The sequence below is a fragment of the Thalassobacterium maritimum genome (assembly GCF_031127805.1).
Lineage (GTDB): Bacteria > Verrucomicrobiota > Verrucomicrobiia > Opitutales > Coraliomargaritaceae > Thalassobacterium > Thalassobacterium maritimum.
Genome location: NZ_JARXHW010000046.1, coordinates 1 through 13,089, shown reverse-complemented (window position 1 = coordinate 13,089; position 13,089 = coordinate 1). Strand labels below are relative to the sequence as shown.

The following is a 13,089-nucleotide window of genomic DNA, read 5'->3' as shown; positions in this document are numbered from 1 at the left end:
TTTTATTAGTGCCTACTCATCCCCAAATTCACGGTCCGCAGCAGCCTTGCGCGAAGTGGGGCCCCCAGCGCGAAGCCAGGCGTGGATAAAGGGGTCGAGCGCGCCGTCCATCACGGCTTGCACGTTGCCGGTTTCCACGCCGGTGCGAAGGTCTTTGACCATCTGATAGGGCTGAAAGACATAGGAACGAATCTGGTTTCCCCAGGCGATTTCACCTTTCTCGCCGTAGAATTTCTCCATCTCGCTGCGCTTCTCGTCTTCTTGCTTTTCGTAGAGGCGTGATTTCAAGGTCTTCATGGCGGTCGCCTTATTTTTGATCTGCGAGCGCTCATTCTGACAGGTCACCACAATCCCACTGGGCAAGTGCGTCAGACGCACGGCGGACTCAGTGCGATTCACGTGCTGCCCGCCTTTGCCGCTAGCGCGGTAGACATCGGTCCGAATGTCGGCTTCGTCGATCTCGATCTCGACATCGTCTTCGATCTCTGCGGTCACATCCACCGAGGAAAAGGAAGTGTGACGACGCGCGTTGGAATCGAAGGGACTGATCCGCACCAAGCGGTGCACACCGCGCTCGGCCTTGGCATAGCCGAAGGCATTGGGACCTTCAATACGGATGGTCGCCGAACTGATACCCGCATCTTCACCGGGTTGGATGTCGAGCACCTCCGTCTTAAAGCCGGCATGCTCGGCCCAGCGGGTATACATGCGCAGCATCATATCCGCCCAATCGCAGCTCTCGGTGCCGCCGGCTCCGGAGTTTACAGTCAAGAACGCGTTACAAGCATCATGCGGCCCGCTCAGGAACGAGGCCAGCTCCAGCTGATCCAGCTTCGGCTGCAAACGCTTCAAAGTATCCAGGATTTCCTGCTGATACGCCTCCGCATCCGGGTCGCCCTCCATTTCGTCGACGAGCTCCAGCATCGCCTGCATGTCCGCGACTTCCGCATTAAAGGCCTTAGCCGGGTTCACCGTGTTTTTTAAACGGTTCGCCTCGCCGATCACTTTCTGTGCCGCCGCTTGGTCATCCCAAAAGCTGGCTTCACTCATTTGCGCTTCCAGCGCTTCAATTTGTGTAATTTTAGTCGCCCCGTCAAAGATACCTCCAGATATGGCCGGCACGACGTGTGAGCTCTTGTATTTGCGAACGAACTTCGGGTGTAATTAAATTCATGCGCCTCATAGCAACAAAGCGCGACGAATATTAAAGATAAAAATGTTTACCTTGCCGCCTTCGCACGCGAAAAACTCTGCAATGAACATTTCCCTCTTCGACTATCATCTACCCGCAGAACTCATCGCTCAGGAGCCGGCCGCTGTTCGCGACGCCTCCCGCCTGATGGTAGTCGACCGTGCCAGCCGCCGTGTCACACACACGCATTTCTCGGAAATCGCACAACACCTCCCCCCGCGGTCACGCTTCTTTCGCAACAACGTCGCAGTGCTCAAGGCACGCCTCTTCGGACAACGCCCCACCGGCGGCAAAGTTGAGTGCCTGCTGCTACAACCCGCTGAGGACGCGCGCACATGGTGGTGCCTGCTCAAGCCCGGCAAAAAAACCTTCAACGCGGGCCGCTTCGGCCTGCCTGGCGAATATCAAGCCGAGGTGCTGGAAGCCGGCAGCAACGGCAACTACCGCGTCCGCTTCCACCCGGAACGCGACGAATCTGTCACCGAACTTTCGGAGCGACTTGGCATTCTGCCCCTGCCCCCCTACATCGAGCGCAGTCAGGATGACCCACGTCGCCAAAACGACAACGAGCGCTACCAAACCGTCTATGCCGATTTGGACAAACGTATCGCCGTGGCCGCGCCCACTGCCGGGCTCCATTTCACCCCCAGCCTGATCGCCGAGCTGGAAAAGGGCGGCGCCCAGTTCCACGATCTCACCCTACAAGTCGGCATCGGCACCTTTCACCCGATTCAAGTAGAAAATATTCTGGATCACAACATCCATCACGAATGGTATGAGATTCCAGCCACTGCGTTTGCTGAGCTCAATAAGCCCGAAGCCGGCCCTCGCATCGCAGTCGGCACCACCTCAGTGCGCTCGATCGAAGACGCCATGCGCCGCAGTCAAACGGCCCCCGAAAGCTGCCTCAGCTCCTCCGGAGCCGTGCAAGCTGAAGCCGACATTTACATCTACCCGCCCGCACAATTTGCCGGCATCGATGGCATGATCACAAATTTCCACCTACCAAAATCCACCCTACTCTGCCTCGTATCGGCCTTTTTGACCCCAGGCAGTAAAGATGGAATCGAGTGGTTAAAGGAACTTTACGCCGAAGCCATTGATCACAAGTATCGCTTTTACAGCTACGGAGATGCTATGCTGATCCTCTAGCCGCGCGCCCTATACCACACCAATATATTATTTCGGGAATAAGCGTTTCCCCCAGCACTCACATGAACGATACAGAAACCTTAAACTTCGACGAAATCGTGAGTGCCTATTATCAACCGCTCTATCGTTTCGGCTATAGCCTAGCCAAAAACGAGCATGAGGCGGGCGACCTCGCCCAGCAGACTTTTTTCATCTTTGCAGAAAAGGGCGACAGCTTGCGCGATAAGTCTAAGGTCAAATCCTGGCTATTTACCACGCTCTATCGCGAGTTTTTACGTCGCCGTCGTAAAGAAAGCCGTATGGACCACTACGAGCCCGAGATGCTCGAAGTCGTCGGTGGCACCGAAGAGCCCCAGATCCGCCGCTCGATGGATGCCAACCTCGCAGTGCAAGCACTGGAAGAAGTGGACGAAGTCTACCGCCAACCACTGGCCCTATTTTATATGAAAGATCTCTCCTACAAAGAGATCGCCGAAATTTTGGACGTGCCCATTGGCACTATCATGTCGCGCCTGTCCCGGGGTAAAGCCCAGCTACGCGACATTTTCAAACGCAAAGAAACCGAAACTGCTTAAAGGAGTCACCGTTATGAACCGCGAAGAAGCCCAACAACTCCTCGAACTCTGCCGCCCTGGTAATGTAGACGACCGCCAAGACCCCGTGCTAGCGGAGGCCTTTGCTCTGCTTGAAACCGATGCCGAACTCAAAGTTTGGTTCGACCAGCAGCAAGCACTGGATGCGCAAATCAGTGAGCACATGAATTCGATCGAAGTGCCCGCCGACCTCAAAGCCAGTATTCTGGCAGGCATGCGCTTGCACCAAGCACATGCCCCGGCCCCCTCGCCTGCAGCTGCACCTGCACCTGCACCGAAACCAGCCACCGATACGGTGAATGCCGCCATCCCATTTACCAGCGCAGCGCCCCAAGGCCCCGTTGCGGAGCCAAGCGAGCAGGCGCCTCACACAACGCGTCCACGCGCTTGGTGGCAAAGCCCATGGACAGGAATCGCCGCACTCTTTGTGATCATGATGGCGATCATGAATGTGCCCAGAAATACACAATCTACACTGGAAGAGTCGGCTGCCCTCGCAGGTCTGCCGCCGGTCATCCAGTTTCTCTCTAACGAGATTGATCAACTCACCGCCCCCCGTCTGGAGCGACGCGACGATCGTGCAGAAAACTTGACCACCTTCCTGGCCAGCAATCACTCACCCACGCCCAACACTATACCGGATTGCCTGGGAGAGATGCCCACCATCGGCTGCATCACTTACGAGTATGAAGGCGCTAAACTGAGCATGATCTGCTTCAAGGGCGGGCAAACCTACCATCTCATCACCGCAGACAAGAGCACCTATCCCGACAAGCTGCCTCTGGAACCTGAGCTTTTCCAATGTTCTGGCAAAGCCTTCAAAATTTGGGTCGAGGGTGAACAAGTCAATATTCTCTCTGTCAAAGGCACCACAGAAGACATTCCTGAATTTATCTAATATTCACCGTCGTATGGCTCACAGCAGTAACGACACACGAACAAGCTACCAACCTACACCATAATGAAGAAGACATGCCTCCTCCTGACCGCCTCCATGCTCGCAGCGCTGAGCGCTCATGCCGAAGTCGAGACCTACACCATCGATAAGTCCCACTCCTCAGTCAAATTCAGCGTTCGCCACTTCGTCGCGAAGACTACAGGCAACTTCTCTGAGTTTGAAGGCACGCTCAAAATCGACCGCGAAGACCTCACCCAGAGCTCTGTCGAAGCCAGCATTCAAATCCCGTCCGTCGACACCGACAACCAAAAGCGCGACGCGCACCTGCAAGAAGACGACTACTTCAACGCAGCGAAATATCCCGTCATGACATTTAAGTCCACTCAGTGGAAAGCCACCGACGACGAAGACGAATACAAAGTAACTGGCGACCTCAGCTTTAACGGAATCACCAAGCCCGTCACCCTCGATGTCGAAGTGCTCGGTTTTGCCGAAGGCATGCGCGGCATCTACCTCTCCGGATGGGAAGCCACCACAACACTCGACCGCACCGAGTGGGGCCTAACAGGCGGACAACCCGCAGTCGGCAACGAGGTCGAAGTTACCATCAACATCGAAGCGCACCGCAATTAATTTTCGCGGCTCTCAAAAGTCGCGTTCTTTAGTATCCACCACCAGCGTCACCGGCCCGTCGTTGTGAGCCTCGATGTGCATGCGCTCACCAAACACACCCGTCGGCACCCGCTGGCCCAGAGTCTGCGAGAGCCGCTCTACGAAATACTCGTAGAGCGGCACCGCTTGCTGCGGATGCGCTGCACGGTTAAATGAAGGGCGATTGCCTTTTTTCAGACTGCCGAACAAGGTAAACTGACTGATGACCAAGGCCTCGCCACCGATGCCCCGTAAAGACAGGTCCATACGCCCTCCCGGCTCCGATTCGAAAATCCGCAGTTTAACAATACGCTCGATCAACCAATCTGCATCCGCCTCGCTGTCCTCTTGGCCCACGCCAAGAAAGACAAGCACGCCCTGCCCGATCTCACCGACCACATCGCCGGCCACAGCCACATTCGCACTCGATACCCGTTGAATCACCGCTCTCATGCGCCGAATAAAAGCGAGCAGGCAAGCCATGACAAGCTTTCGAACCGAGGCTCGCATCCAAACATAGTAGCGGGGCTCTTTAGACCCCGTCCCACGTCGCGCCCAGCAATCGCCCACAACCTCCGAACCGAGGCTAAAGCGCACGGCGACAACGACACCAGAACACCAAACAAAGTAGCGGGGATCTTTAGACCCCGTCCCACGTCGTGCCCAGCAATCGCCCACAGCCTCCGAACCGAGGCTAAAGCACACGGCGACAACGACACAGAACACCAAACAAGGTAGCGGGGCTCTTTAGACCCCGTCCCACGTCGTGCCCAGCAAGAGCCCACAACCTCCGAACCGAGGCTAAAGCACACGGCGACAACCACACAGAACACCAAACAAAGTAGCGGGGCTCTTTAGACCCCGTCCCACGTCGTGCTCAGCAATCGCCACAGCCCCGAACCGAGGCTAAAGCACACGGCGACAACCACACAGAACACCAAACAAAGTAGCGGGGATCTTTAGACCCCGTCCCACGTCGTGCCCAGCTATCGCCCACAGCCTCCGATACCGAAGCTAAAGCGCACGGCGACAACGGCACAGAACATCAAACAAGGTAGCGGGGATCTTTAGACCCCGTCCCACATCGTGCCCAGCAAGAGCCCACAACCTCCGATACCGAAGCTATAAGAACACGGCGACAACGACACAGAACAAAGTGGCGGGGCTCTTTAGACCCCGTCCCACGTCGTGCCCAGCAAGAGCCACAGCCTCCGATACCGAAGCTAAAGCACACGGCGACGACTCAACACAAAAACTCGCAGTTGCAATCGCGCCTACTTCAATTACTCTATCTATAACGATGAAACCCACCGCTCTACTTCTCCTACTAGCGACCATTCTAATTACCGGCTGCGTATCGCCCACAACTGTCGATTACGACCGAACAGCGAAGGCCAAGATCAATAGCTACAAGTGCTTCGTGATCGATAGCCGCGAAGAGCGCTCCAACTATCAGGACATCGTCCTCAGCCCCATTGTAGACCGACGTATCGAGCAAGCCCTTAGCCGCACGCTCCAAGCCAAAGGCATGAACCAAGACTGTGCTGAACCGGACTTCCGAGTCACCTTTAACACAATCACCAAAACCAAAACCGAAGTCAACGACCTCGGAGTCGGCCCCACTCCCTTCCGACGCTATCCCTATCACGGATACGGCGGCTACAGTAAGATCGATATCAATCAATATGAAGAAGGCACCTTCATCGTCGACATCATCGACCAAGCCAGCAAAGAACTGGTCTGGCGTGGCACCTACACGCAACGCCTAGGCTGGAGCGCCCCCAACGACCAAGAAGTGCAACAGATCGTCTCCGACATCTTAGTCAATTTCCCGCCGCAAAGCGAATAAGACCCGCATCATGCCACTACTTGTGCAGTGGAGGCTTCGCAATTTGCAGCGCTAGTTTATGGCCACGCAAGTTCACCAAGAGCGACTGCTCTTTCGCCTCAGTCAACACGATGGCACTTCCAATCGGGCAGCCCAATATGGGCGACAAAGTGCCAGAGAGCACTTGCCCCACTGAGTCGCCCGCCTCATTGATGACCGGTGTGCCCTCGCGAGCAATACGGCGCCCCTCTAATTTAAAATGCACCACGCGGCGCGGAATCCCATTCTCCTGCTGCTCCGTCAACGCATTTTTGCCAATAAAGTCGGTCTTATTCAACTTCACCGTCCAATCGAGACTGGCCTCAAACGGAGTGATATGGTCGCTCAACTCATGCCCATACAAAGGCAAGCCCGCTTCCAGGCGCAAACTATCGCGCGCCCCTAAGCCGCAGAGCTTGACTCCGAAGGCTTCGCCCTCGGACATAATTTGCTTCGCCAACACTTCGGCCACCTTGGGCGAGCTGTAAACCTCGAAACCGTCTTCTCCCGTATAGCCGGTGCGACAAATGCGAATCTTCTCCCCCCCAAATGTCACTGACTGGTGCCAAAAGCGCTTAATTCCGGCGACTTCCTCAATGCCCACTGCCAGCAAAATCGCTTCTGCCTGAGGCCCCTGCAGCGCCAACAGTGCGTAATCGTCGGATTGATCTTCAATGCTAACTTCCAAGCCCCAACGCTCGGCCTGCTTTAAGAACCAGCCATAGTCTTTTTCGATGTTGCCCGCGTTGACACAAACCAGAAATTCCTCCTCCCCGGTTCGATAGACAATTAGGTCGTCCACCACCGTGCCTTCACTATTACACATGGGAGAATAGACCGCCTTACCGATCGGCGCACTGGCCACAGCATTCACCACCAAGCGGTCTAAAAACAGAGCCGCATCGCTGCCCTGCACAAAAAACTCGCCCATATGACTCACATCAAAAAGCCCAGCTGCTTCACGCACCGCCTTATGCTCCTCTAAGATGCTACTGTATTGCACGGGCATATTCCAGCCACCGAAAGCAACAAACCGGGCGCCCTGAGCGGCATGAAAATCGTGAAGTGGAATTTGAAGTACGCTGGGCATAAGATGTATCGGTTGCTAGTAAAAATTCTAAAGTGTTGGCTGCGAGTTCTAAGGATCGCTGATGCGACACGAGTGAAGACCCTAACGAAAAAATCGAGGTCTATAGACTCGTGCGCAATGAAACTCAATTCCATCTCATAAAGTCAAGTTTCGCGCAAAGATACTTACCTCAGTAAAAGAAGAGCTTCAGAAAAATTATTGTGTTTACCAGCGTCACAAGTCTGGATCGTTCATTTTAACGCAGTTTCTACCATCCTACCATGCACACCAGCCTAGCCGACCAGCGCGAACTCGCGCGCCACTACATTCCTGCCAGCGAATCTGACATTCGCGCCATGCTCGACGCCGTGGGCAAAGAACGGCTGGACGACCTCTTCGACCACATCCCCAGTGATGTGCGTTTCGCCAACGAGCTGGAGCTGCCGGAGGAGCTGGAATACGAGGCACTTAAAGAGCGCCTCAGCGCCATCGCAGCCAAGAATCGTATCGGCACCAGTTTTCTCGGCGACGGCGTGCCCGACTTTGTGCCCTCCCCGGTCATCGCGCCGATTTGCGACATCCGCAACATGACCACCGCCTACACGCCCTATCAGCCAGAGCTGAGTCAGGGCACCTTGCTGGCGCACTGGATCTACCAATGCTCGATGGCCCGCCTGACGGGCTTCGAAGCGGTGAACGCTTCACTCTACGACCGCTCGACTTCTATTTTCGAGGGCATCTGCGCCGCCATCCGCATGAGCCGTGGCAAATCAGCGGCTCTCATCCCCGAAACACTCTACCCGGGCGACTTGGAAGTGCTGGCCACTCAATCAGAAGGCACAGAAATCGAACTCATCCGCGTGCCCGCCGATCCGGAGACGGGTCTCATCGATCCAGCAGCGCTCGCCGCGGCCGCAACGGATGCGGCAGATCGCCTCGCCGCCATCGTCTTCCCCCAAGTCAATACATTCGGCTTACTGGAAGAGGTCGATGCGCTCACTCAATTTGCCGTTGAACGCGGGCTCAAAACGATCGCGGTGATCGATCCGCTCTTGCTGGCGCCCGGCGGACTCAAGGCTCCCTGCGATTTCGGCGAAAATGGCGTCGATATCATCGTCGGCGAGGCTCACCACCTCGCACTGGCTCCCAACTTCGGCGGCCCGGGACTCGGACTCTTCGGTGTGCGTTTCAGTAGCAAAGACCGCAACGGCGTGCGTGCCGCCCCTGGCCGTTTCATCGGCAAGGCCAAAGACAGCGCCGGCCGCGAATGCCGCGTCGGCGTGCTCTCCACCCGCGAACAACACATCCGCAAGGACAAGGCCACCTCCAACATCTGCTCGAACCAAGCCTTTATCGCCACACTGGTCGGGGCTGCGCTGCTGGAACGCGGCGACTCTGGACTCGAACAAATTTTAAGCGATCTCCGCAACAAGCTCAGCCAGGCGGTCGCCCAGTTAACTCGCTTCGATGGCGTCGAGCTAGCCTTCCCCCAGTCCACAAGTTACCATGAAGTGACTTTTGAGCTCTCCCAACCGGTCGCCTCCGTGCTAACCGCCGCTCGCGCAGCGGGGGTATTGGCTGGGGCCGATGTTTCCGATCGCATCGCAGGTGGACGTCAGCTCTTAAAGCTCTCCTTTTCCAATCGCGAGCAACCACTCGATGCACTGCTCGCGGCCTTTGAATCTATTTTCGGAGCGCCCGCAGCTGACGCGCAAATATTGGCCGCCGTGCCTGCCGAGCAAATCCGCGCCACCGCGCCGGGCTTGCCGTGCTACAGCGCCGACGAAGTGATCCAATATTATCAGGAACTGGGCAAACTCAACGTCAGCCCCGACGACGGTTGCTACCCGCTCGGCTCCTGCACCATGAAGTACAACCCGAAGGTCAACGACTGGGCGGCCAGCCTGCCTGGCTTCACCGACCTGCACCCGCAAGCGCCGGTCGAAGATTCACAGGGCTGCCTGATGGTGCTGCACGAAATTCAAGAATGGTTCAAGGGCATCACCGGCCTGCCCGGCGTCACCACGCAACCGCTCGCAGGCGCGCAGGGCGAACTGGTGGGACTCAAACTATTCCAAGCCTACCACCGCGACAAAGGTGAGACACGCGACATCATCCTGATTCCACGCTCGGCGCACGGCACCAACTTCGCCACCGCCACCATGGCCGGCTTCGGCGGCAAGCAGGGCAAAATCGTCTATTTGGAAGCCGACACCGAGGGCCGCGTGCTCAACGAAGACCTCGACCGCCGCATCGAAGAATACGGAGAACGCATCGCGGGCGTGATGATCACCAACCCCAACACTTCGGGCATCTTCGAGACTTCCTTCAAGCAGATCGCGGAAAAAATCCACGCACTCGGCGGCCTAGTCTACATGGACGGCGCCAACATGAACGCCATTGCCGGTTGGATCGATCTCGGCGCCTTAGGCGTGGACGCGGTGCACAACAACCTGCACAAGACCTGGACCATCCCCCACGGCGGAGGCGGCCCCGGCGATGCCATCGTCGCGGTCAGTGAAAAGCTGTTGCCCTTCCTGCCTGGCTACCAAATCGAGTTCGACGGCACCACCTACACACCCGTCAAAGCGGAAAAGTCGATTGGCTCCTTCCACCGTCACTGGGGCAACTTCGCCCACAAGGTGCGCTGCCTCACTTACCTGCTGCGCCTCGGCCACGCAGGCGTGCGCCGCATGTCGGCCATGGCGGTGCTGAGTGCCCGCTACTTGCATGAGCAATTGCGCGAAGACTACGCCACCCTGCCGACCGGCTCCGACGCCGAACCGCGCATGCACGAATTTATCCTTTCGCTCAAAACCGAAGACTTCGGGGCGCTCGAAAGTGTCGGCCTACGCAAGAGCGACGCCGCACCACGCATCGGCAAGCTCTTCCTCGACTTCGGGTTCCACGCCCCCACCGTGGCTTGGCCCGAAGCCCTCGGCCTCATGATCGAGCCCACCGAGAGCTACACCCAAGCCGAGCTCGACCGCTTCGCCGAAGCGGTCAAAGCCATCCTAAAACTGGTCAAAGAGCACCCGCAAGCGCTCAAGTCCGCGCCCCACTTCACCCCGATCGACCGCGTCGAAGAGGTGGAAGCCAACCGCGACGTCTGCCTCTCTGAGTCACTGGACACCTTGCCCGAGCTCAACGTCGCCCGCATCCACTCCAGCGAACTGGCCCAGATGCCCGTCGCAGCGATCTACGCCAAGATCGTGGAAGCAATCGAAGCCGAAGCAAAGAGCTGAAGCACTCACCTGGCAGACACTGGAGTGGAACCGTTAATTTACGTGAATCCAGTACGACGCGAGACTGATAAGGATGAAAACTCATCGAGCTTCCAGCAAAGAGTCATGGCACCAAGGGTGCCGTGCATAAGTGTGACCGCAGCCAAGCGCTGCAGCGCTCACTCTTAGCGAGCGACTCTCCACTCTCTACTTATAGCACTCCCGACCACCTTCGCAGGAATAAGCAACTGCGGCGCGGCTCCCAAGCACATGTTCCCACAGATCAAGGTCCTCTGCTTAACAGCGCTGACGCTCATCGCGTTCGCCGGTAATTCTGTATTGTGTCGGCTAGCGTTGGAAGGAGCTGCGATTGACCCCTACTCCTTTACTTCGCTGCGACTCCTCGGAGCTGTCATGGTATTAGTTCCGCTCTCGATCTGGATTATCCCAGGCGCGGGCACTGGTTGGGCACAGGGCTCTTGGCGCTCAGGATTTGCGCTCTATACCTACGCCGCCGCATTTTCGATGGCCTATCGCTCCCTAAGCTCTGGCACGGGTGCCTTAATACTGTTCGGAGCGGTCCAAATCACCATGCTGCTGGCCGCGCACCGCCAAGGTGAACGTATGCATCGCAGTCAATGGACTGCCTTCGCGGTCGCCATCGCAGGGATCGTTTACTTAGTCTCCCCTGGGGTCTCCGCGCCAGACCCACTCGGCGCACTTCTGATGCTGCTCAGTGGCGTGGCTTGGGGCGTCTACTCCATCGCAGGCAAGGGCATCTCGTCTCCCATTTTAGTCAGCTCGGGCAATTTCCTAAAAGCGGCCCCCTTTGCATTGGCAAGCAGTGTCTACGCCTTCGCATACGTAGACTTAAGCGCTCCAGGGATCCTACTCGCGCTCTTATCCGGGAGCGTGACCTCGGGTTTAGGCTATGTTTTATGGTATACAACACTTCCCAAGCTGGCAACCACTCAAGCTGCGATTGCTCAACTGTTAGTGCCCTTGCTCGCCACCTTGGGTGGCATCATTTTTATCAATGAGCGCCTCACACTGCGCCTAGCCATCGCTTCAGCACTGGTCATAGGCGGCGTCGCGTGGTCAATGACTCCTAAAATCAAGCAAGTGTAACCGTAAGCTAGCGATGCAATGCACGCACAGCCGCGAGCACATCGTCCGGCTCGGCACGTGTGCGGTAGTCGACATCCACCGAGCGCCAGGCGACACGTCCATCGCTGCCGACCACAAAAGTCGCCGGAATCGGTAAGCGGCTGCCATTGCCGCCATTAATGTCCACCAAGTCCAATTTGCGATCTTTACGCATGTGCTCCAGCAACGGCTCGGGCACCTCCCAAGCGACGCCGTAGTCGCTGGCAACACGGCAGTCTTGATCCGAAAGCACAACAAACTCCAGCGCGTCGCGCTCCACTTGCGTCAACGACTGATCCGGCATTTGCGGACTAATCGCCACCAGCTGAGCGCCAAGCTCATGAATCTCTGCCAAGCGCGACTGCAAGGCACGCAGCTGTAGGTTACAATACGGACACCAACTGCCCCGGTAAAACATCAGTACCACCGGCCCCTGAGAGAGTAAATCGCGCAAAGCCACAGTCCGCTGCTGCGGGTCTGGCAATTGAAAATCTGGCGCAGCCGCCCCCTCACGGGTAGCCAAGGCGCCTACTTCCGCGGCGCGCGCTTGCTCAATCAGAGCGTCGACTTTTTGCATAAATTCAGGTTTTGCCTGACGTGTTTGAGCCACTTGGGCGGCGAACTGATCTTTTAAATTTTTCATATTTCTGTATCTCTGTGAATGCGGCCAACAAGGCGCAAAAGCGGCTAAAGGAGATTAGTTGAACAGATTGCGATCTAGGCCGGACTGACGGATAATCGATTGCGTTGTTCCGTGCGGCATCTGCTTGCGACTAGCCGGAACAATCGCGGTATCGCCGGAGGCGTTGCGATACTTCTGGTGGCTGCCACGCTACGAGACCAACTCAAAGCCGTTGGCCAAAAGGATCTTCACGATCTCGTCTGAACTAAGCAGCTTAGGCACTGACCAGGCTCTCTCCGATTAAGACCTCTTCCACGCTTTGGTATGCGGATGGATCGGCGTCTTCAAAATACAGCTCCAGAGCTTCCTTGATATTGAAGATGGCTTCTTCGACGGTCTCGCCAAAACTGGACACATCCACGTTCAGACATTGGGCGACATAAAAGCCGTCCTGTTTATAGATGCAGTATTTCACGGATTGAGTCATGAGGATATTCATACGGGTTTTAGTCTTTTTCGCAACTCCCATTATTTGACGGATGCGTCCTGGCGTGGACTTCCTTGAAAAAGAGGGGGGGGGCAAACGTAGAATATAAACATTCTTCATTCATTTGATTCACGTATGAGATTGGTGACTCTGGAAGGGTGCCCCATGTTCAAGCGCTTGGCAATCCA

Annotated in this window: 12 protein-coding genes and 1 pseudogene; 7 read left to right on the top strand and 6 right to left on the bottom strand. The window is 56.6% G+C overall.

Features of this window, described 5'->3' with window-relative positions; translation table 11 throughout:
* Nucleotides 1-12 precede the first annotated feature (12 nt).
* Nucleotides 13-1,174 (bottom strand): peptide chain release factor 2 gene (prfB, locus tag QEH52_RS15605; RefSeq protein WP_308951692.1). Its coding sequence is split into 2 segments (ribosomal slippage): nt 13-1,095 and nt 1,097-1,174, totalling 1,161 coding nucleotides; the frame shifts between segments, so codons are not numbered across the junction.
* Between the two features lie 81 nt (nt 1,175-1,255).
* On the opposite strand from prfB, the gene queA reads away from it, so the two are divergent.
* The 4 genes from queA (at nt 1,256) to QEH52_RS15585 (ending at nt 4,468) form a co-directional block, all read left to right on the top strand.
* Nucleotides 1,256-2,344 (top strand): tRNA preQ1(34) S-adenosylmethionine ribosyltransferase-isomerase QueA, encoded by a 1,089-nt coding sequence (queA, locus tag QEH52_RS15600; protein ID WP_308951691.1) that lies wholly within the window; start codon nt 1,256-1,258, stop codon nt 2,342-2,344.
* Between the two features lie 62 nt (nt 2,345-2,406).
* The gene (locus QEH52_RS15595) at nt 2,407-2,919 is read left to right on the top strand and encodes an RNA polymerase sigma factor (protein WP_308951690.1); all 513 of its coding nucleotides are present in this window, start codon (nt 2,407-2,409) and stop codon (nt 2,917-2,919) included.
* A gap of 13 nt (nt 2,920-2,932) precedes the next feature.
* Nucleotides 2,933-3,835 carry a hypothetical protein gene (locus tag QEH52_RS15590; RefSeq protein ID WP_308951688.1) on the top strand — a complete coding sequence of 301 codons (903 nt, stop codon included), beginning with the start codon at nt 2,933-2,935 and terminating at the stop codon, nt 3,833-3,835.
* A 63-nt stretch (nt 3,836-3,898) separates the two neighbouring features.
* Nucleotides 3,899-4,468, top strand: a complete 570-nt coding sequence (locus tag QEH52_RS15585; RefSeq protein ID WP_308951687.1) for a YceI family protein — start codon at nt 3,899-3,901, stop codon at nt 4,466-4,468.
* Between the two features lie 12 nt (nt 4,469-4,480).
* On the opposite strand, the gene dtd is transcribed toward QEH52_RS15585, so the two are convergent.
* Nucleotides 4,481-4,939 (bottom strand): D-aminoacyl-tRNA deacylase, encoded by a 459-nt coding sequence (gene dtd / locus QEH52_RS20565; protein WP_345785477.1) that lies wholly within the window; start codon nt 4,937-4,939, stop codon nt 4,481-4,483.
* An 847-nt stretch (nt 4,940-5,786) separates the two neighbouring features.
* Here dtd and QEH52_RS15575 point away from each other — a divergent pair.
* On the top strand, nt 5,787-6,335 hold the full coding sequence (locus QEH52_RS15575; RefSeq protein WP_308951684.1) for a DUF4136 domain-containing protein: 549 nt from the start codon (nt 5,787-5,789) through the stop codon (nt 6,333-6,335).
* 16 nt (nt 6,336-6,351) lie between these two features.
* On the opposite strand, the gene gcvT is transcribed toward QEH52_RS15575, so the two are convergent.
* Nucleotides 6,352-7,443, bottom strand: a complete 1,092-nt coding sequence (gene gcvT, locus QEH52_RS15570; RefSeq protein WP_308951682.1) for a glycine cleavage system aminomethyltransferase GcvT — start codon at nt 7,441-7,443, stop codon at nt 6,352-6,354.
* 260 nt (nt 7,444-7,703) lie between these two features.
* Here gcvT and gcvPB point away from each other — a divergent pair, with 260 nt between their 5' ends.
* Together gcvPB and QEH52_RS15560 are read left to right on the top strand one after the other, a co-directional pair.
* On the top strand, nt 7,704-10,667 hold the full coding sequence (gene gcvPB, locus QEH52_RS15565; RefSeq protein WP_308951680.1) for an aminomethyl-transferring glycine dehydrogenase subunit GcvPB: 2,964 nt from the start codon (nt 7,704-7,706) through the stop codon (nt 10,665-10,667).
* 249 nt (nt 10,668-10,916) lie between these two features.
* Nucleotides 10,917-11,774, top strand: a complete 858-nt coding sequence (locus QEH52_RS15560; RefSeq protein WP_308951679.1) for a DMT family transporter — start codon at nt 10,917-10,919, stop codon at nt 11,772-11,774.
* Between the two features lie 7 nt (nt 11,775-11,781).
* On the opposite strand, the gene QEH52_RS15555 is transcribed toward QEH52_RS15560, so the two are convergent.
* The 3 genes and pseudogenes from QEH52_RS15555 to QEH52_RS15550 form a co-directional block, all read right to left on the bottom strand.
* A complete protein-coding gene (locus QEH52_RS15555) occupies nt 11,782-12,435 on the bottom strand; it encodes a peroxiredoxin-like family protein (RefSeq protein ID WP_308951678.1) in 654 nt (217 codons plus the stop codon).
* A gap of 54 nt (nt 12,436-12,489) precedes the next feature.
* A pseudogene (locus QEH52_RS20755) lies at nt 12,490-12,612 on the bottom strand (type II toxin-antitoxin system HicA family toxin); the annotation flags it as partial.
* A 76-nt stretch (nt 12,613-12,688) separates the two neighbouring features.
* Nucleotides 12,689-12,913 carry a type II toxin-antitoxin system HicB family antitoxin gene (locus QEH52_RS15550; RefSeq protein ID WP_308951677.1) on the bottom strand — a complete coding sequence of 75 codons (225 nt, stop codon included), beginning with the start codon at nt 12,911-12,913 and terminating at the stop codon, nt 12,689-12,691.
* Between the last annotated feature and the right edge of the window lie 176 nt (nt 12,914-13,089).